The following is a 24714-nucleotide window of genomic DNA, read 5'->3' on the forward strand; positions in this document are numbered from 1 at the left end:
CGGCGGGCGGCGGCGCAGCACGCGCCGCCGCCCGCCGTCATGCGTGGACCCGGGCCATCAGCAGCGCCACGTCGTCGTGGTCGTCCGGGTCCCGCAGCTCCCGCAGCAGCCGGTCGCACGTCGCGTCGAGCGTCGCGTCCGGGGTCCGCAGCAGCCCGAGCAACGTCTCCAGCCTGCTGTCGATGTCGTCCTCGCGGGTCTCCACGAGCCCGTCCGTGTACAGGACCAGCCGGTCGCCCGGACCGAGCGGGACCGTGACGTCGCTGAACGGCACCCCGCCCACCCCGAGCGGCGCCCCGGCCGGCAGATCCAGCAGCACCGGCGCGCCGCCCTCCGGGATCAGCACCGGCGGAAGATGCCCGGCGGTGGACACCCGGCATCGCCCCGCGCCCGGGTCGTACACGGCGTAGACACAGGTGGCGAACCACGGGTCGAGACCGGCGGTGATCTCGTCCAGGTGGCCCAGCACCTCGGCGGGCTCCAGGGAGAGCCGGGACAGCGTCTGGGTGGCGGTGCGCAGCCGGCCCATCGTGGTGGCCGCGTTGATCCCGCTGCCCATCACATCGCCCACCACCAGGGCGGTCCGGCCGCCCCGCATCCCGATCACGTCGAACCAGTCCCCGCCGACCTCGTACCGCGAGGCGGCCGGCCGGTAGCGGGAGACCACATCGAGGCCCACCGGGTCGTGGTGGTTGCGCGGCAGCATGCTGCGCTGGAGCGTCAGCGCGGTCTCCTGCTGCTGCCGGTAGAGCCGGGCGTTGTCGATGCCCACCGCGGCCCGGTTGGCCAGCTCGGCCGCCAGCGCCTCGTCCTCGGCGGTGAACGGCAGCGGGTTGTCCGTCCGGATCAGGTCGATGGCGCCCAGCACCTCGCCCCGGGCGATCAGCGGCACCGCCAGGTAGGAGTGGGCACCGGCCTCGGCCAGCAGGGCCGCCGAGCGTTCGTCCCGGGCGATGCGGGCGAGCTTCTCCGCGTCGAGATACGGCTCCCGGACCGGCCGGGCCGTCCGCACGCACCGGGTGACGAGACGGTCGGCGCCGTAGTGGGCGGCCCGGCCCGGGGGGTCGGCCGCCTCCACCACGGGGGTCGGCCGGGCGGCGACGACGGCCAGGGCCTGGATGAGGAGAGGGCCCTCGCTCGAACCCGGGCGCCCCTTGAGCACACTGTCCAGCACATCCACCGCGGCGACGTCGGCGAGCTGCGGCACGGTGACCTCGGCCAGCTCCCGGGCCGTCTGTTCCAGGTCGAGCGTGGTGCCGACCCGCACCGAGGCGTCGGCGATCAGCGCCAGATGCCGGCGGGCCCGCTCCGCCTCGGCGGCCGCCCGGTAGCGGTCGGTGACATCGATCAGCGACACCGCGATGCCCAGCACCCGGCCACCGGAGTCGTCCAGCCGGTACAGCGACACCGACCAGGCGCGGTCGCTCTCCGGGGCGGTGGGGCTTCGGCCCACCACTTGGTGCGACACCAGCGGCACACCGCTGTCCAGCACCTCGCGCACGGCGCTCTCCATGCCCTTCCAGCCGAGGAACGGCAGCACCTCGCCCATGCGCCGGCCCAGGTGTTCCCCGGCGCGCATGCCGTCCATCCGCTCCAGCGCGGCGTTCGCGGACATGAAACGCAGATCGGGGCCCAGCACCGCGAGACCGATCGGTGACTGGTCGACCAGGCCCACGGACAGCGCGAGATCCCGCTCGACCCGGCGCAGCACCTCCCCGTCGGCAGCCAGCCCCAGGGCGAAGAAGTCGCCCCGGTCGTCCTGCAGCCGCATGTTCCGGAACTCCAGCAGCCGGGTGGTGCCGTCCTTGTGGCGTACGGGGAAGACCCCCGCCCACGCCTCGCCGCTGCTCATGACCTGGCCGAAGAGGCCCAGCACCAGCTCGAACTGCTCCTCGTCGACCAGCACCCGTGCGGCGAACTGGCCCAGCGCCTCCTCGGCGGAGTAGCCCAGCAGCCGTTCGGCCTGCGGGCTCCAGAGGACGATGCGGCCCTGGGTGTCCAGGACGAGCGCGGCGACGCCGAGGACGTCGAGCAGACCGCTCTCGGACGCCCGGCGCGCGCCCGCGCGGCGGACCTCGCCCCAGTCGTTCCGCATGTCATCAGTGCCGCCCACGGACGATCCTTCCCATGCCGCCACCGTGCCCGACGCACGCCCGCCGTCTCCCATGGTCGCCCCTGAGCCACCGCCCCCGCAGCTTCGAAGGAGGCGACGGGACACGAACGGGACGGCCTTCGGGGGTTTCGGAGGCGAAATGCCGGTCACCCGCAGCGTACCGAGGCAAACGCGACGTACACGACCGTCAGGAGTGAGAGTCCATGGAGAACTGGCGCATGCACGCGGCCTGCCGCGACGAGGACCCGGACCTGTTCTTCCCCATCGGGAGCACCGGACCGGCGCTCGTCCAGGTCGAGGAGGCCAAGGCGGTGTGCCGACGCTGCCCCGTACAGGAGGAATGCCTGCGATGGGCCCTGGAGAACAACCAGGACTCCGGCGTCTGGGGCGGTCTGGGCGAGAACGAGCGGCGTGCCCTGAAGCGCCGCAGCCGCCGTCAGAGCCACCGTTCCGGATGAGACCGCCGACGGGCACGAGGGCAGTGTCACAGCGGCACATGCCCGATTTCATAGCGTTTCACCGGCTCGCTGGTGGAGGATGAAGCATGGACACCAAGGCTTGGATCATCGTCGGCGCGGTTCTCGTGCTGCTCATGCTGGCTGTCGCCGGCGTCCTGGTGGTGCGGGTCCTGAAGGCCAGGAAACTGCTGGCCGAGGCCGGTGTCCCGCTGCACAACAAGGCGCTGGTCTGGGCGGCGGTGCTGTACACCGTGTCGCCGGTCGACCTGCTGCCGGATCCCGTCTACCTCGACGACATCGGCTTCCTCCTGCTGGCCCTGCGCTCGCTGCACTCCGCGGCGCGGGCCGCGGGGGTCGGTGTCCGTCCGGAGAAGGCGGCCGACACCGGTCGCAGCCTCGTTCCGTAGCCCCATACGCACATTCCGGGGAACCCGGCACGTTCTGATCGTTGACAGCTGGACGGGTACACGTCACTCTCCTGGGAGAGCGCTCTCCCAACCCGCCGCGGGATCCCCGTCCCGCACTCTTCCGCCAGGAGAGAATGTGCACAGAGCCGGTTCAGCCCTGCCCGTGAGACCCCGCACGGGCACGCTGCTGATCACCCTTCTCGCCCTGATCGCGTCCTCGTTGGTCATGCTGACCGCGACCGGCGCACGGGCCGCGGAATCCCTGCTGTCGCAGGGGAAGACCGCCACCGCCTCCTCGTCGGAGGGCGCCGGTTACGCGGCATCGGCCGCCGTGGACGGCAACCTCACGGGCACCCGCTGGGCCAGCGAGTGGGGCGACCCCCAGTGGCTCCAGGTGGACCTGGGCGCCACCGCCGACCTCAGCAGGGTCGTCCTGACCTGGGAGGCCGCCTACGGCAAGGCGTACCGGATCGAGGCCTCCGACAACGGCACCGACTGGCGCACCCTCAAGACCGTCACCAACGGCGACGGCGGCACCGACGAACTGGCGGTCAGCGGCTCGGGCCGCTACGTCCGCATGTACGGCACGGCCCGCCCCGGCGGCTACGGCTACTCCCTGTGGGAGTTCCAGGTGTACGGCACCACCGGCCCCTCCGACCCGGACCCGGGCACCGGCGGCGCCGTCCGCGTCACCGGATCGCAGGGCAACTGGCAGCTCACCGTCGGCGGCAAGCCCTACCAGGTCAAGGGACTGACCTGGGGCCCGTCCGTCAACGACGCGGCGCGCTACCTGCCCGACCTGAAGTCCATGGGCGTCAACACCATCCGGACCTGGGGCACCGACGGCACCTCCAAACCGCTGCTCGACGCGGCGGCGGCCAACGGCATCCGGGTGGTCAGCGGCTTCTGGCTGCAGCCGGGCGGCGGTCCGGGCAGCGGCGGCTGCGTCAACTACGTGACCGACGACGCCTACAAGTCCTCGTCGCTCACCGAGTTCGCCAAGTGGGTCGACACGTACAAGAGCCACCCCGGTGTGCTCATGTGGAACGTCGGCAACGAGTCGGTGCTCGGGCTGCAGAACTGCTACAGCGGTGACGAGCTGGAGAAGCAGCGCAACGCGTACACCACCTTCGTCAACGACGTGGCGAAGAAGATCCACACCATCGACCCCGACCACCCGGTGACGTCGACCGACGCCTGGACCGGTGCCTGGCCCTACTACAAGCGCAACGCCCCGGACCTCGACCTGTACTCGATGAACTCCTACGGGGACATCTGCGGGGTCCGCACCGCCTGGGAGTCCGGCGGCTACACCAAGCCCTACATCATCACCGAGGGCGGCCCGGCCGGTGAGTGGGAGGTCCCGGACGACGCCAACGGCGTCCCGGACGAGCCCACCGACGTACAGAAGGCCGAGGGCTACACCAAGGCGTGGAACTGCGTCACCGCCCACCAGGGCGTCGCACTGGGCGCCACCTTCTTCCACTACGGCACGGAGCACGACTTCGGCGGGGTCTGGTTCAACGTGGTGCCGGACGGCAAGAAGCGGCTCTCGTACTACGCCCTGAAGAAGGCGTACAGCGGCTCCACGGCCGGTGACAACACCCCGCCCGTCATCAGCAACATGACGGTGCAGAACGCCGGCGGCGCCCCCGCGGGCAAGGAGTTCACCGTCCGGGCCGACGTCCGCGACCCGGACAACGACCCGGTCACGTACAAGATCTACCTGAGCGGCAACTACGCCACCGGCGACAAGGCCCTGGTCGAGGCCGCCTGGCGGTCCACCGGCAACGGCACCTTCGCGGTGACCGCGCCCGCGCGCCTCGGCGTGTGGAAGGTGTACATCCAGGCCGAGGACGGGCACGGCAACGCCGGCATCGAGACCAAGTCGGTGAAGGTCGTGGTGCCCCCGGTCAGCGGCACCAACATCGCGCTCGGCCGCCCCGCCACCGCCTCCTCCGCCCAGGCCGGCAGCAGCGGCTGCCCCTGCACCGCGGCGATGGCGGCCGACGGACGGCTGGACACCCGGTGGGCCAGCGACTGGAGCGACCCGCAGTCGATCCAGGTCGACCTGGGGGAGCGGAAGTCCTTCCGCCACCTCCAGCTGGTGTGGGACCCGGCGTACGCCAGGTCCTACGAGGTGCTGGTCTCGGACGACGGCAGCAACTGGCGGTCGGTGTACACCACGACCAGCGGTGACGGCGACGCCGACGACCTCGACATCGCGCAGACCGCCCGCTACGTGAAGCTCAACCTCACCCAGCGGGGCACGGCCTGGGGCTACTCGCTCTGGGAGTTCGGTATCTACAGCTGAGCACCGGGCGGGTGCCGGCGGGGTACGTCCCCGCCGGCACCCGCCCCGGCGCGTGTCGGTGGCCGCCCCCGGGCGGGGCAGCGGCCATGGTGAACATATGAACGTCGCTGACATCCTGACGGATGGTTACTCCCGCATCCAGCAGACCGTGCACGCGGCCGTCGAAGGCCTCGGCCCCGACGACCTGCACGCCCGGCTCGACGACGGCACCAACTCGATCGCCTGGCTGGTGTGGCATCTGACCCGCGTCCAGGACGACCACATCGCGGACGCGGCCGGCACCGAACAGCTCTGGTCCGCACAGGACTGGGCCGGCCGATTCGACCTGCCCTTCCCCGACGACGCCACCGGGTACGGGCAGAGCCCCAAGGAGGTCGCCGCCGTCCGCGTGGGCTCGGCGGACCTGCTCCTCGGCTACTACGACGCCGTCCACGAGCACACCCTGGCCTTCATCCGGAACCTGGAGGGACACGCGCTCGACCGCGTCGTCGACGAGGCGTGGAACCCGCCCGTCACCCTCGGGGTTCGACTGGTCAGCGTCCTCTCGGACGACCTCCAGCACGCGGGCCAGGCCGCCTTCGTGCGAGGAGTGCTGGAACGCCGCTAGGACGCCGTGCTCACGCCCTGCGCGTCCGGGCGTAGTGCCCCGGCCCCGTGCCCACGATGCGCTTGAAGTGGCGGGTCAGATGGGACTGGTCGTAGAAGCCCGCCGACGCGGCCACGGCCGAGGCCGGGAGCCCGCGCAGCAGCAGCCTCCGCGCCAGATCGACCCGCCGGCCCGTGACGTACTGGTGCGGTGCCATGCCGAACTCGCGGCTGAACGCCCGTACCAGATGGGCGTGGTGGGCGTGCAGCCGCGCGCCCGCCTCCTGGAGCGTGATGCCCTCGACATAGGTGGCGTCGAGCAGTTCGCGCAGCCGGTGCGCGAGCTTGCCGTCGTGGACGTACGGGGCGGAGTCGGCGCGGTCGCGCAGATGCTGTTCGAGCCGGTCCGCGACCAGGGCGAGCCGGCTCGCCGCCTCCAGCTCGTCGCCCGGACCCGCGAGGCTGCGGTGCAGGCGGTCGATACGGTCGCGCAGCGCGCGGTCGTGCACGACGGGGCTGACCACCGCCCGGCCGATCAGCCGCTCGTCGACCTGGTCCGTGTCCAGGTACAGCACGCGCTTGCGGAAGCCCTCGGGGGTGGCCGCCTCGCCGTTGTGCGGAACGTGCGGCGGCAGCAGCGTCACCGTGTGGGTGAGCACACCGTGCTCATGGCGGTCCAGGTCGTAGCGCACCATGCCCTCGTCCACGACGAGCAGCGTCCAGGCGTCGTGCGTGTGCATGGGGTAGGCGTGGTCGGTGAAGTGCGCGTGGAAGACCTCGGCGATCCCCGCCACCGGTGGGGACCAGGCGGTGATCTCCGGACGTGCTGCGGCCATGCGCCCGATCGTACGCCGGGGGCGCCGCGCGCCCCGATGCGCAAAGTTCGTACAAGACCGGCCGGCGGGCGGCCGGGCAGGCTCGGGGCATGACAGCTGAGACCACCGCCCCCGCTCCCGTCCGCTTCGACACCAAGATCGCCGTGTTGCTCCGCAACGACCTGGAGACCTGGCAGCGGCTGAACGTCACGGCCTTCCTGGTCAGCGGTCTCGGCACGGTCGCCCCCGAGGTGATCGGCGAGCCCTACGCCGACGCGGACGAGACCCCGTACCTGCCGATGTTCCGCCAGCCGGTCATGGTCTTCGAGGGGACGAAGGAGATGCTCACCACCGCCCACACCCGTGCGGTCGGCCGGGGCGTGGCCCTGTCGGTGTTCACCTCGGACCTCTTTGCGACGGGCAACGACCGCGACAACCGCGCCGCGGTGCGCGCGGTGCACCGCGACGCGCTGGACCTGGTCGGGATCGCGGTGCACGGCCCCCGCAACGCCGTGGACAAGGTTCTCAAGGGGGCGTCGATGCACCGGTGAGGACGCGTCCGCGCCGCCCGCCTTGAAGAGGGCGGCGCGGTGGCGTCACAGGGCGCGGTCCACGACGTACGGGAAGAGCGTGAGCATCTCCTCCAGGGCACCGGGCGCCGGCGGCACGCTCTCCAGGCAGGCCCGCGCCCGCTCCAGGTGGCGGTGCGCCTCCGCCGTGGCGGCCGCCCGCCCGCCGGCCTCCTCCACCAGCGCGGCGGCCCGCCCTGCGGCGTCCTCGTCGAGCGGGCCGCCGCGCAGCAGCGCCGCCAGCTCCGTCGCGGCCGGTCCGCCGGCGGCGAGCGCCGCGAGCACCGGGTAGGTCTTCTTGCCGCGCCCGAGATCGCCGTGGACCGGCTTGCCCGTCACCGCGGGATCGCCCCAGATACCCAGCACATCGTCCGCCGCCTGGAACGCCACCCCCAGGTGGCGTCCCGCCGCGGCCAGCGCGTCGGCCTCCGTGCGCCCCGCCCCGCCGAGCAGGGCGCCCAGACCGGTGGCGCAGCCCAGCAGCGCACCGGTCTTGCGCTCGGCCATCAGCCGGTACTCGTGCGGCCGCACGGCGTCGGGACCGGTCCAGGGTCGCGACTCGAAGAGCAGGTCGTCGGCCTGGCCGTGCACCAGGTCGGTGAGGGTTCCGGCGAGCAGCCGCACCGCCGGCACGCACTGCCCGCCCGGCGCGTCGGTCAGGGTGCGCACCGCCTGGGCGAACAACGCGTCCCCCGCGAGGACCGCCGGACCGGTTCCGTAGGCCTTCCAGGCGGTGGCCCGCCGCCTGCGCGTCTCGTCACCGTCCATGATGTCGTCGTGGAGCAGGGAGAAGGTGTGGATCAGCTCGACGGCGACCGCTCCGGGGACCGCGTCCCGGGCCCGGGCCCCGACGGCCTCCGCGCCGAGCACCGCCAGCGCCTGGCGTACGCCCTTGCCCTGCGCGCCCGGTACATCGCCGCCGTCCACCCCGTCCCACCCCAGCGAGAATGCGGTGATCTCGCCGTGCCACGGGTGGAGCTGGCGTACAGCCCGGGACAGGGCGGGGCGGACCAGGGCGCGGCAGCGGGCCAGGATCCGCGGTGCGGTGGCCGGGGAGGCCGTGGGAGACGTCATCGGCCGCCGCCCGCGTCCGCCGCCGTGTCCCCGGCCGGTTCCACGCCCAGCTCCGCGTACGCCCGGTCGACCATGTCGCGGGCGTTGAGCAGCCCGATCCGGTCGAGCGTGGCCCGCAGCGCGTCCAGATCGGCGGCCGTCTCCCCGGCGTCCCGCCCGAGCCGGGCGAGCGACTTCACCAGCCCGAGCCGCGCCAGCGCCTCGCCCCGGGGCTCCGCCATCGCCCGGAACTCCTCCAGCGCCCCCGCATAGCCCTGCCGGGCCTCCTCGTGACGTCCGGCCCGGTAGAGCACATTGGCGCGCATCTTGTGGTTGTACGCCAGGGCGCTCGACAACCTCATCTCGCGGCAGGTGACCTCGGCCTCCGCGAGCAGGTCCAGGGCGCGGTCCGGGTCGTTGTCGCGGACGGAGATGATGTCGGCCATGCCACGCAGTGCCCAGGCCCGGCCCCGCCGGTCGTCCGCGTCACCGGCCAGCTGCGCCGCCTCCTCGAACATCTCCAGGGCGGTGTCGAAGGATCCGGTGTTGCGGTGGATCTGCGCGATGCCCTCCAGGGCCCAGACGGTGTGACGCGCCTCGCCGCGGACCCGGGCCTCGGCGAGCAGCTGCTCGTGCAGCGCGGCGACGGTCCCGTAGTCGCCCTGGATGCGCCCGGTCTCCGCGAGGCCGGCGAGTGAGTAGCCCCGGGCGACGACGTCCCCGCCCTTCTTGCCCATGTCCGCGGCCAGGCCCAGGAGCCGGAAGGCCAGCCGGAGCCGCCCGCGCTGGCGGGCCAGCGTGCCGCCGCTCCACAGGGCCCAGGCCATCGCCCCGGCGTCGTCCGCCGAGCGTGCGGCGCGGTAGCTCGCCTTCCACGCGAGGTCGGATTCCCGCACCTGGCCGAGCCTGCGGTGCGCCTCGGCCACGGCGAGACCGGCGCGCGCCACTTCCCGGGCGGATCCGGCACGCTCGGCCTCCTCCAAGTGGCGTACGCCCTCGGCGAGTACGTCCGTGAGGGAGGCGTTCACGGACATCTTGGTGAGGGCGCCCTGGTATTCGGGCGCCAGTGCCTTGCTGTGCATGGGTGCCTTTCGCGCGGGCACGGGCCGTCCCGGGCATGACTATGCAGTGCATGTATACACATAGCGCATAGTGGGCCGGTGTTCCGGTCCGTGCTCAGGGGGGTGGGGCGAGGGTCGTCGTGTGTGCGGCGTGCCGCCTTGCTGTGGATCAAGACCACGGATCGGTGCCCGGGGTTGCCTCGTGCCGGAAAAAGCCGTCGGAACCGGTGGCCGGGGTGCGCGTCAGGTGGCGCCCTCGGTCAGGTGGCCGACGAACCACGCGCGGGCCCGTTCGGCGACCTCGTCCAGCGTCCCCGGCTCCTCGAAGAGATGCGTCGCGCCGGGAATGACGTCGAGCCGGTTCTCGCAGCGCAGTTCCGCCTGGGCCCGGCGGTTCAGGTCCAGCACCTCGGTGTCCCTGCTGCCCACGAGGAGCAGCGTCGGCGAGCGGACCTCGCCCAGACGGGCGCCTGCGAGGTCCGGCCGGCCGCCGCGCGAGACGACCGCCCCGATCCCCGTGTCCCGGTCCGCGCCGACGACGGCCGCCGCCTGGAGCGCGGCGGCGGCGCCCGTACTGGCACCGAACACGCCGAGGGGACCCGGGGAGTGCTCCCGCACCCAGGCAGCGGCGTCCACCAGGCGGCCGGCGAGGGCCGAGATGTCGAAGACGTGGCCGCCCTCGGCCTCCTCGTCGGCGGTGAGCAGGTCGAACAGCAGCGTGCCGAGGCCGGCCCTGTTCAGTGCCGCCGCGACCGACCGGTTGCGCGGGCTGTGCCTGCTGCTCCCCGAGCCGTGGGCGAACATCACGAGCGCCCCGGAGTCCCTGGCCGGGGTCAGGGCGCCGGGCAGATCCACTCCGCCCGCCTCCACCAGGACATCGCTGGTGAGCCGGGGCCCCGCCTGCCGCGCGCGGGTCAGCAGCGCGACGACTTCCTCGTCCGGGGTCTGGTCGAAGTCCCGGTACCACTCGCCCACCGCCGAGAACCCGGACGGCGCCGACAGGCACACCAGCTCGTCGGCCTCCTCACGCAGCCGGGCCGCGGCGGACGGTGGCGCGACGGGCACGGCCAGCACGACATGGGCGGCGCCCTGCGCCCGCGCCACCGCGCAGGCGGCTAGGGCGGTCGCGCCGGTGGCGATGCCGTCGTCCACGAGGACCACCGTGCGCCCTTCGAGGGGGATGCGCGGCCGTTCACCCCGGAACGTGCGGGCGCGGCGAGCCAGTTCGACCTCCTCGGCCTGCTGGACGGAGGCCACCTCGGACTCCGACACGCCGGCCCGGCGCACGAGGTCCTCGCTGATGACGCGGACGCCGCCCTCGCCGATGGCGCCGAAGCCGAGTTCCGGGTGATGCGGGACGCCCAGCTTGCGGACCACGATCACATCGAGCGGCGCGCCGAGTTCCTGTGCGACGCGGAAGGCGACCGGCACACCGCCGCGCGGCAGACCCAGCACGACCGGGTCGCTCTGCGCGAGGGGACCGAGGGCCTCGGCGAGCCGCCGGCCCGCGTCGGCCCGGTCGGCGAACAGCACGGGACTCACCTCACATCGGAGAGAAACGCGCGGCAGTCACCCGCCTCGTGCCGGGCGACGCACCTACCTCATTTCCATCGTCCCCGCGCGCCGGACGTGCGCAAATCGGCGGCGGACGAACTCCCGGATCCGCGACCCAGGTGACAATGAAAACGATTGTCGTTAACGTATGCGGGGTCGGGCGCACGGCCTGCCGACCGGGCCGGCGTGCGCCCGACGTCCTGCAACCGTGCGGTCAAGAGGGGGAGTTGTGGCTCATCTGCTGATGGTCGAGAGCTGGGTCGGGTCGATGAGCAGACTGCTGCCGAGAGCGATCCGGGAGGGCGGGCACGAATTCACCTTCCTCACCCGAGACCTGCACCACTACCTGCGCTCGGCGCCCGAGGGAGCCCGCCACCCGCTGCTCTCGGCACGCCACGTGCTGACGGCTCCCACCAACGACCCCGGCCGGCTGCTGCCGTTCGCCGAACGGGCCCACGCGGCCCTGGGGTTCGACGGGGTGGTCTCGTCCTGTGACTACTACCTGCCGTCGGCCGCCCGCGTCGCGGCCCGGCTGGGCCTCGCCGGTCCCGCTCCCGAGGCGATGGAGAACGCCTGCCGCAAGGACGCCACCCGGGACGTCCTCGCCCGTGCGGGAGTCCCCGGGCCGCGTTACGCGGTCTGCGCCGACTGGGCCGAGACCGCGAAGGCGGCGGCGCGGATCTGCCTGCCGCTGGTCGTCAAGCCGGTCGACCTGTGTGCCGGGATGCTGGTGCGCCGCGTCGACGACGAGGCACAGCTCGCTGATGCCCACCGGGCCCTCGCCGACTTCCCGGTCAACGCGCGGGGCCAGCGGCGTTCCCCCGTGGTCCTGCTGGAGGAGTTGCTGCACGGTCCCGAGGTCAGTGTCGAGACCGTCACCCACGGGGGACGGACCCAGGTGGTCGGGGTGACCGACAAGAGCATCGGCGGCGCACCGGCCTTCGTGGAGACCGGACACATGTTTCCGGCGGCCCTCACCGAGCACGACGCCCGCGCGGCCCGGGACACCGCGGTCCGGGCGGTCGAGGCGCTCGGCCTCGACCACGTCGTGGCGCACACCGAGATCAAACTGACGCCCGCCGGCCCCCGTGTGGTGGAGGTCAATCCCCGCCCCGCCGGCAACCGCATCACCGAACTCGTCCGGCATGTGACCGGCATCGACATCGCCGCCGCCTGTGTCGACGTCGCCCTCGGCCGGGAGCCCGACCTGCGCCGCCACGACACCGGACTGCGCAGCGCCGCCATCGGCTTCCTGGTGCCCGGCGCCGGGGGAGTGCTGGACGCGATCGACGGCGGCGACACGGTCGGGGAGGCCCCGGACGTGCTGGAGCTGAGCCTCGCCGCGCCCGGCACCCGGGTCACCGCCGCAGGCAGCAACAACGAATACCTCGGGCATGTGATGGCCGGCGACACCGACGGGCCGGGCGCCCGCGACCGCGTGGAAGCACTTCTGTCGGGCCTGCGCCCCCGGGTGGTGTCCCGATGACCGCACACACCGCCATCGCCCCGGCCCCCGGCTCGTGCGAGGACCTCGTGTCCCGGGTCCTGGCCGGAGCCTTCGGGCACAACCCCAGAACGCTTCGGGTCAGCACCGCCTTCACCACCCGCCAGTCCGTCAGCCACACGGGACGCACCGGCGGTTACCGCAACGAGGTGCTGAGCCTGCGCATTGCCGCAGCCGTCGGCTCCTGCGCGGTCGAGCCGGGCGGACTCCCGGACGGCGCGGCCGACGACTGCGTCGGTACCGATGCCGCCACCCTGCTCGCCCACCCGCTGCGGCCGGTACGGATCGCCGCGCTGGACGCCTTCCTCATGCACGTCCTGCCCCACGGCCCCGCCTCGGGCGCCCGGCCGCAGCCGCTGCCCGCGGGGACCTCACTGGAGAAGTCCCGGGCCAGGGCACGCGCCGTCGTCGGCCTGCTGGACCTCCCGCCCGGCCGGACCGTCCTCGTCGTCGGGGTGGTCAACTCGCTCCTGGAGGCGCTGCGGGAGCGCGGGCTGCGTTACGTGCCCTGCGATCTCAAGGGCGGCACCACGGAGTGGGGCGAGCCGGTGCGCGAGAACGCCTCGGACCTGCTCACCCGCTGCGATGCCGTCCTCGCCTCCGGAATGACGCTCGGCAACGGCAGCTTCGAGCAGTTCAGGACCCATGCGCTGCGGTACGGCAAGCCGCTCGTGATGTTCGCCCAGACGGGCAGCGCGGTGCTGCCCCGGTTCATCGGCTCCGGGGTGACCGCCGTGTCCGCGGAGCCGTACCCCTTCTTCTGGCTCGACGGCGGTCCCGGCACCATCCACCAGTACGGAGGCACCCGGTGACCACGGCACTTCTGCGTCCCGCAGGCAACCGCGAACTGCTCGGCCTGGTCGGGCGCACCCCGCTCGCCCGTATCACCGCGCCCCTGCCCTGTCCGCATCCCGGCTTCTGGGCGAAGCTCGAAGGCTTCGGCGTGGGAGGCATGAAGGCACGTGCCGCCGTGTCGATGCTCCAGGGGGCCGAGACGCGCGGCGAACTCCTGCCCGGCGCCCCGGTCGTGGAGTCGACGTCCGGCACGCTCGGCATCGGGCTCGCCTTCGCCGGCCAGGCACTCGGCCACCCCGTCGTCCTGGTGGGCGACACCGAACTCGAACCGTCCATGCGGCAGTTGCTGCGCTCCCACGGTGCCCGGCTGGAGCTCGTCGACCGTCCGGCCGAGCGGGGCGGCTGGCAGGCGGCCCGGCTCGCCCGGCTCCGCGAACTGCTCTCCACGCTGCCGCACGCCTACTGGCCCGACCAGTACAACAACCCCGACAACACGGCGGGTTACGCCTCGCTCGCCGCCGAGATCGCCGGCCGGCTCGACCGGGTGGACGTGCTGGTGTGCAGCGTCGGCACCGGCGGGCACAGCGCCGGAACGGCCGCCTGGCTGCGCCGCCACTGGCCCGCGCTGCGGCTGATCGGCGTCGACTCCACCGGCTCGACGATCTTCGGCCAGCCCGCCCGCCCCCGGCTCATGCGCGGCCTGGGCAGCAGCATCCATCCCCGCAACGTCGCCCACGACCGCTTCGACGAGGTGCACTGGGTCGGCCCGGCCGAGGCCGCCGACAGCTGCCGCCGGCTCGCCCGGGGCAACTTCGTCAGCGGCGGCTGGAGTACCGGCGCCGTCGCCCTCGTCGCCGCCTGGGCGGCCCGCGTGCACCCGGACGCGGTCGTCGCCACCGTCTTCCCCGACGGGCCCCACCGCTACCTCGGCAGCGTCTTCGACGACGGCTTCAACGCCCTGCACGGCCTGCGGACGGGCACGCCGGCGACCCGGCCCGTCGAGATCTCCCACCCCCGAGCGGCGGAGGCCACGGGGTGGACCCGCTGTACGACCGTTGTCGATCCGCGGGCGGGTGCGCGGGCGGGCGCGGCCCACCTGCCGCACGCACCCCGGGAGAGCCGATGAAGTGCACCCGACGCACCACGGAGCTCCGGCTCGCCGAGCCGCTGCGGATCTGCCGGTCCACCACGACCGCCCGGCACGCCGTCCGGCTGTCCGTCGAGCACCAGGGGCTCCACGGCCACGGCGAAGCTGTCACCAGCGTGTACTACGGCCTGGACACCGGCGCCCTGCACCAGTGGCTGCACCGCTGCTCGGAGGCACTCGCCCGTTTCCCCGACCCCGAGACCGCCCTCGCCGCCCTGCCCGAGGACACCACCGGCGCGCCACCGGCGGTCACCGCCGCTGTGGAGTCCGCGCTGCTCGACCTCGTCGGCAAGCGCGCCGGAGAGCCTGTGTACCGGCTCCTGGGCGCGACCGACGCGCCCACGGCCGCGACCGCCCGGACCATCGGCATCACCACACCGTCCCGGGCCGCCGCCCTCGCCACCCGCCTCGCGGACCAGGGGTTCACGGTCCTGAAGGTCAAAGCCGGATCGGCGGACCCCGAGGACGACATCGCACGGGTCCGCGCCGTCCGCGCCGCCGCTCCCGGGGCACGCCTGCTGCTCGACCCGAATGGCGGCTGGAGCGCGTCCGCCGCGCCCCGGCTGCTCGGCCGCTTCGCCGAACTGGGCGTCGAGGCCGTCGAACAGCCCGTCGCGCCGGGCGACCCGGAAGGGCTGGCCCGCCTGGCCGCGCGTTCACCGCTGCCGGTCGTCGCGGACGAGGACGCGGTGTCCTTCGAGGACGCCCGCCGCCTCACCGGCCGTGTCCACGGCATCAACGTCAAGCTCGCCAAGTGCGGCGGAGCCGGCGCGGCCCTGCGCATCGCCGGACTGCTCGCCGGAAGCGGAACGGACCTCATGCTCGGCTGCCTCACCGCCAGTTCACTCGGCATCGCGCCGGCCGTCCACCTCGCCGACCGCGCCCGGTGGACCGATCTGGACGGGCATCTTCTGCTCTCCCACGACCCCTGGACCGGCATCGGCGGCGATGACGGCACCGTACGCGCGAGTGCGCGGCCCGGACTCGGCGTACGCCCGAGCACACCGTTCGACCACCCTCGGACGCCGGCCCCCGAAGCGGAGGCACGGCCGTGACGACATGGCGCGAGATCCGTGGTTTCAGCCCGGCCGTTCGCCTCCTGCTGGTCAACCAACTCGGTGTGAACACGGGCTTCTACCTGCTCATCCCCTACCTCGCCGTGCATATGAGCCGCGATCTCGGCATGTCCGCCGCTGCCGTCGGCACCGTGCTCGGGGTGCGCAACCTCAGCCAGCAGGGGCTTTTCGTCATCGGCGGCTCGGCGGCGGACCGGCTGGGCGCGCGCGGGGTGATCATCACCGGCTGCGCCCTGCGGACCGTGGGCTTCGGCCTGTTCGCCCTGGGCGACGGGACGGCGGTGCTGCTGGCCGCCTCGGTGCTCAGCGGACTGGCCGGCGCCCTGTTCAACCCGGCCGTGCGGGCCTATCTCGCCCAGGAGGCCGGGGAGCGCAGAGCCGAGGCGTTCGCCCTGTTCAACGTGTTCGCGACGACCGGGGCCCTCATCGGCCCCCTGCTCGGCAGCGCGCTCCTTCTCGTCGACTTCCGGGCGGCGGCCCTGACGGCGGCCGGGCTCTTCGCCCTCCTCACCGTCGCCCAGGCCCTGATGCTGCCCGCCGGTCAGGTCACCCCGGCCAAGGAGAGCGTGCTCGCCGACTGGCGCGAAGTGGTCGGGAACCGGGCATTCATGGCGTTCGCCCTGGCCATGGTTGCCATGATCGCGCTGGAGAGCCAGCTCTATCTGCTGCTGCCCGACGGCGCCCGACGGGCCACCGGATGGGACGGTGCGGCCGGCCCGGTCCTCCTCGTGGCGACGCTCGCCGGTCTCGGCCTCCAACTGCGCATCACACGGGCGCTGAAGCGGCGCGGCAGCCGGGCGGGCTGGATCAGCGGCGGCCTCGCGCTCATGGGCGCGGCCTTCGTTCCCCCCATGCTCGTGACGTCCGGACCGTCCGCCGGCGCGGGGGACCTGCCGGGCTCCCTGCTGCACCTGACCCCGGTACTGATGGGGGCCCTGCTCCTGCAGACCGGTCTCATGATGGCCCAGCCCTTCGTGATGGAACTGGTGCCCGCCTTCGGCCGCTCCCGGCTCACCGGCACCTACTTCGGCATCTTCTACGTCGTCTCCGGCATCGCGGCCGCCCTGGGCAACGCGGCCGTCGGCTGGGCCATGGACACCGGTGGGCGCACAGGCGCCGGGTGGCTGCCCTGGGCGTGCTGCCTCGGTCTCGGCCTCGCCTCCGCCGCCGCCGTCGCCCGGCTCCACCGTGTCGGGGCACTGCCCGGAGGGCCGGCCCCCGTGCCGGCCCGCGCGTGAGGAGGCCGTCGTGAACAACAGGAACCTGCTCACCGACAACCCGGCCCTGTACGAGGCGCGCTTCCCCGACACCGAACGGCTCGCCGGACGCTGGACCGAGGAGTGCCTGCGCACCCACGGGAGCGGCGCCCGCGTCCTGGACATCGGCTGCGGCACCGGCCGCGACGCCGCCCATCTCCACACGGCGGGCCGTACGGTGACCGGCGCGGACCTCTCCGACGCAATGCTCCGGTACGCGGCCCGGCACCACCCCGGCCCCCGCCACGTCCGTGCCGACCTGCGCCGCTTCGACCTGGGGGCGGGGGCTTTCGACGCCGTGGTCTGCCTGGACAGCGCGCTGCTGTACTGCCGGACCGACGCCGAACTCGACGGCTTCCTCGCCTCCTGCCACCGGGCGCTCGCCCTCGGCGGCCTGCTCGTCGCGGAGATGCGCAACGGCGCCTACTTCCTGGGCCGCGCGCACGTCACCGCCGCCCCCGCCACCCACGCGTTCACCCACGAAGGCGTCACCTACCGCTCCGTCACCCGGCTGCGCGTGGACCCCGCCGCACGCCTCCTGCACCGCTCCCGCGCCTGGACCACGGACGACGGGGCGCCCCCGGTCGAACAGCGCTCGGCCTGGCGCCTGCTGCTGCCCGACGAACTGCGCCGCACCATCACCGAGGCCGGATTCGAGGTGCTGGCCCTGCATGACGGGCCCGGCCCCCGCACCGACCCCGCCTGGTGCGAGGGCGACGCGCCGACGGGCACCACGGCCGGTGACCGGCTCCACCTCGTCGCGCGGCGTACGGCCCCGCACGCCTGACACAGGGTCCACCACAGCCGCACCCGGCCCGCGAAACCCACCACACAGCAAGGACATCCGTCATGCACGACGACCATCACGGCCGCTTCCCCGGCCTGTACCGCCGCGGCTTCCTCATCGCATCGGGAGCGGCAGCCGGAGCCCTCGCCCTCTCCGGCTGCGCCGGCGCCTCCGGCCCGGGGCGCTCCGACGCCGAGGGCGACGAAGGCACCCCCAGGCGCGGCGGCCGGCTGCGGGCCGCCTTCGCCGGGGGAGGGGCGAGCGAGACCCTGGACCCGCATCTGAGCAACCTGTTCGCCGACGCGGCCCGCGCCAAGGCCCTCTACGACAAGCTCGCCGACTACGGCGCCGACCTCTCCGCGCGGCCCCGCCTCGCCGCCTCCTGGGAACCGGACACCACCCTGAAGCGGTGGAAGGTCTCGCTGCGTGACGCCGTCTTCCACGACGGAAAGCCCGTGACGGCAGCCGACGTCCTGCACAGCTACCGGCGCATAGCCGACCCGAAGCGCGCCTTCCGGGCCAGGGCGTCGCTCGAACCGATCGACCTGGCCGCCAGCCGGGCCCTGGACGAGCGGACCGTCGAGTTCGTCCTCAAGCGCCCGACGGCCGAATTCCCCAACGTCATGGCCGCGTTCGGCGCGTACATCATCCCGGCGTCGGCACGCGAGGGCGACTTCGACCACGCGCCCGTCGGCAGCGGACCGTTCCGCCTTGTCTCCTTCACGCCGGGCCGCTCCACCCTGCTGCGCCGCCACGACGACTACTGGGAGGGCGCCCCGCACCTGGACGAACTGGAATTCGTCGTCGCCGACGAGGAGTCCGCACGCGTCAACGCCCTGCTCGGCGGCCAGGTGGAGTACGCCCACGAGCTGAACCCCGCGACCGCCCGCGCCCACGAGCACGGCGGGCGCGTGTCCATCGTGCGGCTGCGCAACAGCGCCATGCAGTCCTTCGCCATGAAGACCGACCGGCCGCCCTTCGACGACCGCCGTGTCCGCCAGGCGCTGTTCCTCGTCGCCGACCGCGCGGAGCTCGTCCGCAGCGCCCTCTCCGGCGCCGGTGAGATCGGCAACGACCTCTTCGGCAAGGGGTACGAGTACTACGCCGACGGTCTCCCCCAGCGCGAGCAGGACCTCGGCCGCGCCCGCCGGCTGCTGAAGGAGGCGGGAGCCGACGACCTGCGGATCACCCTGGACACTTCACCGGTCGCCACCGGGTTCACCGAGGCCGCCGCCGTCTTCCGCGACCAGGCGGCGAAGGCCGGTATCACCGTCCGCGTACGGACCGGCAGCAAGGACACGTTCTGGAAGGACATCCTCGACACCGGCACACTGTGCTGCTACCGGTCCGGGGCGATGCCCATCGAGTCGCACCTCTCCCAGCGCCTGCTCACCGACTCCACCACCAACGCCACCCACTGGCGCCACCCCGACTTCGACGCGCTGTATCAGCAGGCCCAGTCCACGCGGGACCCGAAGCAGCGCGCCGATGTCTACGCCCGGATGCAGCGCCGTCTGTACACCGAGGGCCCGTTCCTCATCTGGGGCTTCGCCGACTGGATACTCGGCACCGCCCGCAACGTCCGGGGCATCGCGCGCACGGCACCGGCCAACACCCTCGACTGGGCCCGCTTCGACAAGGTGTGGCTGGCGTGAAGGCGCCCGGACACTGGGTGGCGCGCCGGCTGCTGCTCGGGGGCGTGCAGACCGCCGCCGTGGTCGTGCTCGTCTTCGCCGCCACCGAGGCCCTGCCCGGCGACGCCGCCGTCGCCCTCGCCGGCGACCAGCCGGACCCGGCACGCATCGAGGCCGTCCGCACAGCCATGCGTCTGGACCGGCCGGCCCACGAACGCCTGTTGGACTGGACGGCCGGGCTGCTCCACGGAGACCTCGGCGTCTCGCTGACCTCGGGTCGGCCCGTCGCCGCCGCGCTCGCGGACGGCCTGGGCCCGACCCTGCTGCTCGCTGTGCCAACGGTCCTGCTGCTGGTGCCGGCCGCGATCGGCCTCGGCGTGCTGGCGGCCCGGCGCGAGGGCGGGGCGGTGGACCGGTCCATCAGCGCGGTGCTGCTGAGTCTCTACGCCGTTCCCGAATTCGCCCTGGGAGCACTGCTGGTGGCAGTCTTCGCGCTGCGGCTCGGGTGGTTCCCGCCGACCGCGGTGGGGTACGGCACCGAGCTCGCCTCCCACCCCGCCGCACTCGTCCTGCCCGTCCTCGTCCTGCTCGCGCGCCCGGTCTGCTCGCTCGCCCGGCTCGTCCGCGCGGGCATGCTCGACGCGCTGGCCTCCCCGTACGTCGCTCAGGCCCGCCGGTACGGCCTCTCCCGCACCCGCGTCCGCTACGCGCACGCCCTCCCCAACGCCCTCGCCCCGGCCGCCCAGCAACTGGCCCGCACGATCGACTGGCTGCTGTGCGGGGTGGTCGTCGTCGAGGCCCTGTTCGTGGTCCCCGGGCTCGGCACCGTCCTGATGAACGCCGTCGCCGAGCGCGATCTGCCCACGGTGCAGGGGCTCGCGGTGGTCTTCGGCCTCGCCACCGTTCTGCTCAACCTCGGCGCCGACCTGGTCACCCACCGCCTCGCGCCCCGGACGGAGGTGGCCGCGTGATGGCCGTCGCCGTGGCCCGCTCCCGGCGCGGGCTCAAGAGAATCGTCGTCGGCCGCGCGCACTCCGGCCCGCGGGGCGCGTCGCGCTTCGTCCCCGGTCTCCTGGTCCTCGGCATACCCCTGCTGCTCGCCCTGGCCGGGCCGCTGCTCGCCGGGGACGCGGGACCGCGCGGCACCTCACTGACCCCGGGAGCCGGCCACGTGCTCGGCACCGACTTCACCGGCCGCGATGTACTGCGGGAAGTGCTGCTCGGGGGCCGGTCCGTCGTCACCGTGGCCGTCGCGGCCACGGCCCTGACCTACGCGGTGGCGCTGCCCGTCGGCTTCGTCTGCGCCCTGACCCGCCGGGCCTGGCTGGAGGAGGTGCTGATGCGCCCGCTGGACGTCCTGCTCGCCGTGCCCTCGCTCCTCGTCGTCCTGCTGGTGGCCACCGCCGTACGGCCGGGCCCGGCCGGTCTCGCGGCCGTGGTCGCCCTCGTCGCGATCCCGGACGCGGCCAGGATCGTACGCGCCGCCGGAGCGGAGGCCGCGTCGCGCCCCGCCGTCGAGGCCCTGCGCATGCAGGGCGAGAGCTGGGCGCGGCTGGCCCTCGGCTATGTCGGACGGTCGGTGGGCCGCACCCTTGCCGCGGACGTCGGCGTACGCCTCACCGGCGCGGTCTACCTCGTGGCCACCGCCGCCTTCCTCGGCGTGGGTGTGGCACCGGACGCCTCCGACTGGGCGGTGATGGTGGACCGCAACCGCACCGGACTGTCCGTTCAGCCGTGGGCCGCGGTGGTGCCCGCCCTGCTGATCGTCGCACTCACCCTGGGCGGCAACCTGCTCGTCGACGCCGCGCTCACCCGCCCGCACCGCACGGAGAAGAACCGATGAACACACTTTCGCGCACCGCCGCGACCTCCGCACGGGAGCCGGTCGCCGTGATCGAGGGGCTACGGGTGGAGACCGGCGGACGCGCCGTCCTCGACGGTGTGGACCTGCGCCTGCTGCCCGGCAGGATCACCGCGCTGACGGGCGCCTCGGGCAGCGGCAAGACGACCACCGGGCGCGCCCTGCTCGGCGAGTACCCGCCCGGAGCGCGCGTGACCGGCAGCGTACGGGTGCCGCAGGGCCTGATCGGATACGTGCCGCAGCACCCGGCAGCCGTGCTCAACCCGGCCCGCCGCATCGGCGCGTTGCTCCTGGACATCGCCCGCGGCCGGGTGCGGCACCTGCCGCGCTCCCGGCGCCGGGCGGCGGCGCGGGAACGGGTGCTCGACGCGCTCGCCCGCGTCCGGCTGCCGGCGGACGGCCGGCTGCTGCGCCGCTTCCCGCACCAGCTCTCCGGGGGGCAGCAGCAGCGCGTGGTGCTCGCCCAGGTCCTGCTTCTCGGCGCCCGCGTCGTCGTCGCTGACGAACCGACCACCGGACAGGACCCGCTGACGAAGCGGGGAGTCGTGGACCTGCTGGCCGACGCGGCCCGGCAGGGGATCGCCGTACTCCTGCTCAGTCATGACCCGGGCGTCGTCCGCGCGCTGGCCGACGAGGTGGTCGTCCTGCACGACGGCCGGGTGCGGGATCCGGGGCCGGTGGACGCGCCCTGCCGGACCCCGCTGGGCGGTGCGGGGCGGGACGAGGTGGTGCTCGACGTGCGCGCGATGGACGCGCGGCACGGCCGGACGCCGGTGCTCGACCGCGTCTCGCTCACCGTCCGTGCCGGTGAATGCCTCGCCGTCGTGGGCCGGTCCGGGAGCGGCAAGACGACCCTGGCCCGCTGCCTGAGCGGCCTGCACCCTCGCCATGCCGGCGAGGTGCTGCTCGACGGTGCGTCCCTGCCGGCCGGTCTGCGCGACCGCTCCCGGACCCAGGTGGCCGGTGTGCAGTACGTCTTCCAGGACGCGAAGGCGGCTTTCGACGAGTACCGCCCCGTGCTCGGCCAGGTCGCGCGGACAGCGGTACGCCTGCGCGGGGCGGCCCCGGCCGTGGCGAGGCACGAGGCGCTCGCACTGCTGGACGCCCTGGGCCTCACGGAGACGATGGCGAAGCGGCTGCCCGCGCACCTGTCCGGTGGCGAACTCCAGCGGGCGGCGCTCGCCCGCGCGGTCCTGGCCCGTCCCCGGGTCCTGGTGTGCGACGAGATCACGGCGGGCCTCGATCCGCCGGCCCGGGGCGCGGTTCTCTCCCTGCTCGGCGGGCTGCTGAGCTCCGGCCGCATGAACGCGCTGGTCCTGATCACCCATGACCTGGGCACCGCCGCCCTGGCGGACCGGATCGCGGTGATGGACCGCGGCAGAATGCTGGAGGCGGGGGCGGCGGGCCGGGTACTGGGCTCGCCGGAGCACGCGTTCACGAGGGAACTCGTGGCGGCGGACGGGGCGTTCGCCGTACCCGGGGGCTGACGCGATGCACGTCGCGGAGGTCACCCCCCTCAGCCGCCCCCGCTCGCCAGCGCCTCGATCAGCAGCAGCGCGATGTCGTCGCTGCCGGGCGTGACCTCCTTCGCGTACCGCACCAGGTCGTCCGCCACCGCGTCCATGGGACGGCCGGAGCCGCGGGTGAACTGCTGGGCGAGCGCGGCCGTCGACTCGTCGAGGTCGGTGCCGGGGACCTCCACGAGCCCGTCCGTGTACAGCGCGAGCGCGGCGCCCGGCGGCAGCGGGATCTCGGTCGTCGGGTACCGCGCGTCCCGGTCGATGCCGAGCAGCAGACCGGGCGGCAGCCGCAGCACCTCGGTGTCCCCGCCGGGGTGGCGCAGCAGCGGCGGAGGGTGGCCGGCCGTGGCCAGCAGGGCGCGGTGGCCTGCCAGGTCCAGATGGACGTAGAGGCAGCTGGTGAACAGGCCGGGGTCGAGATCGGCGAGCAGCCGGTTGGTGCGCGCGAGCACCTCTGCGGGCGGTGCCCCCGCCGAGGCGTGCACCGCCGTGCGTACCTGCCCCATCAGGGCGGCGGCCGTCACGTTGTGGCCCTGGACGTCACCGATGGCCGCGGCGGCGGTGGTGGCGTCGAGGGGGATGACGTCGTAGAAGTCACCGCCGATGCCCATGCCGCGGGTGGCGGGCAGATAGCGGGCGGCCACGTCCAGTCCGCCGATCCGGGGCAGGGTGTGGGGCAGCAGATGGGCCTGGAGGCTGTGGGCCAGCTGCTCCTTGGTGTCGTACAGGCGGGCCCGGTCCAGGGCCTGCGCGATCAGGCCGGCGATCGACGTGAGGAGCGCCCGTTCCTCCGGCTCGAAGGCGCGCCTGCGGTCGTAGCCGAGGACCAGTGTGCCGACCGGGCGGCCCGAGGCGAGGAGCGGCAGGAAGGCGTGAGCGGCCAGTCCCTCCTGGAGCGAGGCGGGCGGGAAGGCGCGCAGGAACTCGTCGAAGGACCGGTAGAAGGCGGGCACGCCGGTCGTCAGGACATGGGTGACAGGGGCGTGCGAGGTCAGTGGCGCGCCCTCGAAGCACTCCATCAGCTCCGCGCTGAAACCCCGGTGCCCCTCGATGCGCAGGCGTCCCTCCGCCGTCGTCAGCACGGCGAGCGCCTGGATCCGGAAGGCGGGCGCCAGCTGCTCGGAGATCAGCTCGACCACGTCCTGGATGCTCACGGCCTCGGTGAGCGTCGCGGCCAGATGCATCAGGTGGTAGAGCGCAACGGCCCGGCCCGGGGCGCTCGGCGAGGCGGCGGCTCCGGTGGCCGTGGGCAGCGCCGACGTGTGCGGCCCGCTGACGGGGGTGATGTACACGCTGATGCCGGACGCGTCGGGGTAGAGGCGGAACGACAGCCACTGGTCCGGCGGCCGCAGGGCGACGAAGGACATCGGCTCCCGGCTGATCATCGCGCCCCGGTACTGGTCCTCGAACAGCGGATCGGCCATCCAGCGCAGCGACTCCCAGGGGAGCGTCCCCACCAGATCCTCCACGCGCCCCCCGACCAGTTCGGCCCCGGTCTCCGTGAGGAAGGTGATCCTCCCGTGCATGTCGAGGGTGCAGCAGCCGCCCGGGAGCCGGGCGACGAAGTCCGCGGCGGCGACGGCCTCGGTGGGGGCGGGCCGCGGTGCGGTGACCGGCGGCAGTACCCGAGGCCCGGTGCCGGCGGCCACCGGACGGCCCCGCTCCCGCTCCTCGCGCAGCACCCGCACCGCGTCGTCGCAGCAGCCGTCGACCGCCGCGCGCTCCTGTGGCGACAGCTGGGCCGGGTGGGAGCCCGGCCACAGCAGGACGAGGCCGCCCAGCGCCTCCGTCTCACCGACCAGGGGCGCGGCGGCCAGCGCGAAGCGGTACGGCAGGACGAGCGCGGGGCGCGGATACCGTCTGGCCAGCTCCTCCTGGCTGCCCAGCCACACCAGGTGCCGGTCCTTCACCGCGTCGGACACCGGTATGGGTGCGGACAACGGCACCCGTACCCAGGGATCGGCCATCTCCCCGGGAATCCCGGCGAGCACGGCGAGCCGGAGCGTCGATTCGCCGGGCGGGAGCAGATAGAGCATCACCACGGCGGCGCCCGTCTCCCGCAGGGCACACGCCACCGCCGCGTCGAGACGGTCCTCCGCAGAGTCCATGGCGGGCCCGACAGTGTCCATAACCGGACAATACGCCCGCTCCTCGCGCTCGACACCGTGATGGTGCCCGCCGTGACGTGCTTCCCAGGACCCGTTC

Annotated in this window: 21 protein-coding genes; 15 read left to right on the forward strand and 6 right to left on the reverse strand. The window is 73.8% G+C overall.

What is annotated here, in order from left to right; all coding sequences use genetic code 11:
* Positions 1-37: 37 nt before the first annotated feature.
* Positions 38-2095: a SpoIIE family protein phosphatase gene (locus tag EAO73_RS15890; protein WP_147972341.1), complete on the reverse strand. Its 2058-nt coding sequence runs from the start codon at positions 2093-2095 to the stop codon at positions 38-40.
* A 221-nt stretch (positions 2096-2316) separates the two neighbouring features.
* Here EAO73_RS15890 and EAO73_RS15895 point away from each other — a divergent pair, with 221 nt between their 5' ends.
* The 4 genes from EAO73_RS15895 to EAO73_RS15910 all read left to right on the forward strand — a co-directional run bounded on the left by EAO73_RS15895 (position 2317) and on the right by EAO73_RS15910 (position 5899).
* Positions 2317-2571: a WhiB family transcriptional regulator gene (locus tag EAO73_RS15895; protein ID WP_147972205.1), complete on the forward strand. Its 255-nt coding sequence runs from the start codon at positions 2317-2319 to the stop codon at positions 2569-2571.
* Positions 2572-2657: 86 nt separating this feature from the next.
* Positions 2658-2978, forward strand: a complete 321-nt coding sequence (locus EAO73_RS15900) for a YkvA family protein (RefSeq protein WP_147972206.1) — start codon at positions 2658-2660, stop codon at positions 2976-2978.
* A gap of 136 nt (positions 2979-3114) precedes the next feature.
* The gene (locus EAO73_RS15905) at positions 3115-5292 is read left to right on the forward strand and encodes a discoidin domain-containing protein (RefSeq protein ID WP_147972207.1); all 2178 of its coding nucleotides are present in this window, start codon (positions 3115-3117) and stop codon (positions 5290-5292) included.
* Between the two features lie 97 nt (positions 5293-5389).
* Entirely contained in the window at positions 5390-5899 is a 510-nt protein-coding gene (locus EAO73_RS15910) for a mycothiol transferase (RefSeq protein ID WP_147972208.1), read from the forward strand.
* A gap of 10 nt (positions 5900-5909) precedes the next feature.
* Here EAO73_RS15910 and EAO73_RS15915 read toward each other — a convergent pair whose 3' ends face one another.
* Positions 5910-6713, reverse strand: a complete 804-nt coding sequence (locus EAO73_RS15915) for an AraC family transcriptional regulator (protein WP_147972209.1) — start codon at positions 6711-6713, stop codon at positions 5910-5912.
* Between the two features lie 89 nt (positions 6714-6802).
* Between EAO73_RS15915 and EAO73_RS15920 the strand changes: the two genes are divergently transcribed.
* On the forward strand, positions 6803-7243 hold the full coding sequence (locus EAO73_RS15920; protein WP_147972210.1) for a DUF2000 domain-containing protein: 441 nt from the start codon (positions 6803-6805) through the stop codon (positions 7241-7243).
* Between the two features lie 45 nt (positions 7244-7288).
* On the opposite strand, the gene EAO73_RS15925 is transcribed toward EAO73_RS15920, so the two are convergent.
* The 3 genes from EAO73_RS15925 to EAO73_RS15935 all read right to left on the reverse strand — a co-directional run bounded on the left by EAO73_RS15925 (position 7289) and on the right by EAO73_RS15935 (position 10908).
* Entirely contained in the window at positions 7289-8335 is a 1047-nt protein-coding gene (locus EAO73_RS15925) for a polyprenyl synthetase family protein (protein ID WP_147972211.1), read from the reverse strand.
* A complete protein-coding gene (locus EAO73_RS15930) occupies positions 8332-9396 on the reverse strand; it encodes a tetratricopeptide repeat protein (RefSeq protein ID WP_147972212.1) in 1065 nt (354 codons plus the stop codon). Before EAO73_RS15930 ends, EAO73_RS15925 begins: the two co-directional genes overlap by 4 nt.
* 222 nt (positions 9397-9618) lie before the next feature.
* Positions 9619-10908 (reverse strand): phosphoribosyltransferase, encoded by a 1290-nt coding sequence (locus EAO73_RS15935; protein ID WP_147972213.1) that lies wholly within the window; start codon positions 10906-10908, stop codon positions 9619-9621.
* A 250-nt stretch (positions 10909-11158) separates the two neighbouring features.
* On the opposite strand from EAO73_RS15935, the gene EAO73_RS15940 reads away from it, so the two are divergent.
* The 10 genes from EAO73_RS15940 to EAO73_RS15985 all read left to right on the forward strand — a co-directional run bounded on the left by EAO73_RS15940 (position 11159) and on the right by EAO73_RS15985 (position 22476).
* The gene (locus EAO73_RS15940) at positions 11159-12415 is read left to right on the forward strand and encodes an ATP-grasp domain-containing protein (protein ID WP_147972214.1); all 1257 of its coding nucleotides are present in this window, start codon (positions 11159-11161) and stop codon (positions 12413-12415) included.
* On the forward strand, positions 12412-13245 hold the full coding sequence (locus EAO73_RS15945) for a Rossmann-like domain-containing protein (protein WP_147972215.1): 834 nt from the start codon (positions 12412-12414) through the stop codon (positions 13243-13245). The genes EAO73_RS15940 and EAO73_RS15945 overlap by 4 nt, the downstream gene beginning before the upstream one ends.
* Positions 13242-14354, forward strand: coding sequence for a PLP-dependent cysteine synthase family protein (locus tag EAO73_RS15950; protein ID WP_147972216.1), 1113 nt, complete (start codon positions 13242-13244; stop codon positions 14352-14354). The genes EAO73_RS15945 and EAO73_RS15950 overlap by 4 nt, the downstream gene beginning before the upstream one ends.
* Positions 14351-15430: an enolase C-terminal domain-like protein gene (locus tag EAO73_RS15955; protein WP_147972217.1), complete on the forward strand. Its 1080-nt coding sequence runs from the start codon at positions 14351-14353 to the stop codon at positions 15428-15430. The genes EAO73_RS15950 and EAO73_RS15955 overlap by 4 nt, the downstream gene beginning before the upstream one ends.
* Positions 15427-16689 (forward strand): MFS transporter, encoded by a 1263-nt coding sequence (locus EAO73_RS15960; protein WP_147972218.1) that lies wholly within the window; start codon positions 15427-15429, stop codon positions 16687-16689. The genes EAO73_RS15955 and EAO73_RS15960 overlap by 4 nt, the downstream gene beginning before the upstream one ends.
* A gap of 10 nt (positions 16690-16699) precedes the next feature.
* On the forward strand, positions 16700-17494 hold the full coding sequence (locus EAO73_RS15965) for a class I SAM-dependent methyltransferase (RefSeq protein ID WP_147972219.1): 795 nt from the start codon (positions 16700-16702) through the stop codon (positions 17492-17494).
* Between the two features lie 62 nt (positions 17495-17556).
* On the forward strand, positions 17557-19149 hold the full coding sequence (locus EAO73_RS15970; protein WP_147972220.1) for an ABC transporter substrate-binding protein: 1593 nt from the start codon (positions 17557-17559) through the stop codon (positions 19147-19149).
* Complete coding sequence (locus EAO73_RS15975) at positions 19146-20099, forward strand: ABC transporter permease (RefSeq protein WP_412074602.1); 954 nt, start codon at positions 19146-19148, stop codon at positions 20097-20099. Before EAO73_RS15970 ends, EAO73_RS15975 begins: the two co-directional genes overlap by 4 nt.
* Complete coding sequence (locus EAO73_RS15980) at positions 20099-20971, forward strand: ABC transporter permease subunit (RefSeq protein ID WP_147972222.1); 873 nt, start codon at positions 20099-20101, stop codon at positions 20969-20971. The genes EAO73_RS15975 and EAO73_RS15980 overlap by 1 nt, the downstream gene beginning before the upstream one ends.
* Complete coding sequence (locus EAO73_RS15985) at positions 20968-22476, forward strand: ABC transporter ATP-binding protein (RefSeq protein WP_147972223.1); 1509 nt, start codon at positions 20968-20970, stop codon at positions 22474-22476. Before EAO73_RS15980 ends, EAO73_RS15985 begins: the two co-directional genes overlap by 4 nt.
* 29 nt (positions 22477-22505) lie before the next feature.
* Here the strand turns inward: EAO73_RS15985 and EAO73_RS15990 are convergent, their stop codons facing one another.
* Positions 22506-24638 (reverse strand): SpoIIE family protein phosphatase, encoded by a 2133-nt coding sequence (locus tag EAO73_RS15990; protein WP_147972224.1) that lies wholly within the window; start codon positions 24636-24638, stop codon positions 22506-22508.
* Positions 24639-24714: the final 76 nt, after the last annotated feature.

The sequence above is a fragment of the Streptomyces sp. col6 genome (assembly GCF_008042035.1).
GTDB lineage: Bacteria > Actinomycetota > Actinomycetes > Streptomycetales > Streptomycetaceae > Streptomyces.

What these genes read in the sequence shown, in the direction of transcription:
- EAO73_RS15890 (WP_147972341.1), bottom strand. Translation starts at nt 2,095, where the DNA reads ATGCGGAACGACTGGGGCGAGGTCCGCCGCGCGGGCGCGCGCCGGGCG.
- EAO73_RS15895 (WP_147972205.1), top strand. Translation starts at nt 2,317, where the DNA reads ATGGAGAACTGGCGCATGCACGCGGCCTGCCGCGACGAGGACCCGGAC.
- EAO73_RS15900 (WP_147972206.1), top strand. Translation starts at nt 2,658, where the DNA reads ATGGACACCAAGGCTTGGATCATCGTCGGCGCGGTTCTCGTGCTGCTC.
- EAO73_RS15910 (WP_147972208.1), top strand. Translation starts at nt 5,390, where the DNA reads ATGAACGTCGCTGACATCCTGACGGATGGTTACTCCCGCATCCAGCAG.
- EAO73_RS15915 (WP_147972209.1), bottom strand. Translation starts at nt 6,713, where the DNA reads ATGGCCGCAGCACGTCCGGAGATCACCGCCTGGTCCCCACCGGTGGCG.
- EAO73_RS15920 (WP_147972210.1), top strand. Translation starts at nt 6,803, where the DNA reads ATGACAGCTGAGACCACCGCCCCCGCTCCCGTCCGCTTCGACACCAAG.
- EAO73_RS15925 (WP_147972211.1), bottom strand. Translation starts at nt 8,335, where the DNA reads ATGACGTCTCCCACGGCCTCCCCGGCCACCGCACCGCGGATCCTGGCC.
- EAO73_RS15930 (WP_147972212.1), bottom strand. Translation starts at nt 9,396, where the DNA reads ATGCACAGCAAGGCACTGGCGCCCGAATACCAGGGCGCCCTCACCAAG.
- EAO73_RS15945 (WP_147972215.1), top strand. Translation starts at nt 12,412, where the DNA reads ATGACCGCACACACCGCCATCGCCCCGGCCCCCGGCTCGTGCGAGGAC.
- EAO73_RS15955 (WP_147972217.1), top strand. Translation starts at nt 14,351, where the DNA reads ATGAAGTGCACCCGACGCACCACGGAGCTCCGGCTCGCCGAGCCGCTG.
- EAO73_RS15970 (WP_147972220.1), top strand. Translation starts at nt 17,557, where the DNA reads ATGCACGACGACCATCACGGCCGCTTCCCCGGCCTGTACCGCCGCGGC.
- EAO73_RS15980 (WP_147972222.1), top strand. Translation starts at nt 20,099, where the DNA reads ATGGCCGTCGCCGTGGCCCGCTCCCGGCGCGGGCTCAAGAGAATCGTC.
- EAO73_RS15985 (WP_147972223.1), top strand. Translation starts at nt 20,968, where the DNA reads ATGAACACACTTTCGCGCACCGCCGCGACCTCCGCACGGGAGCCGGTC.
- EAO73_RS15990 (WP_147972224.1), bottom strand. Translation starts at nt 24,638, where the DNA reads ATGGACACTGTCGGGCCCGCCATGGACTCTGCGGAGGACCGTCTCGAC.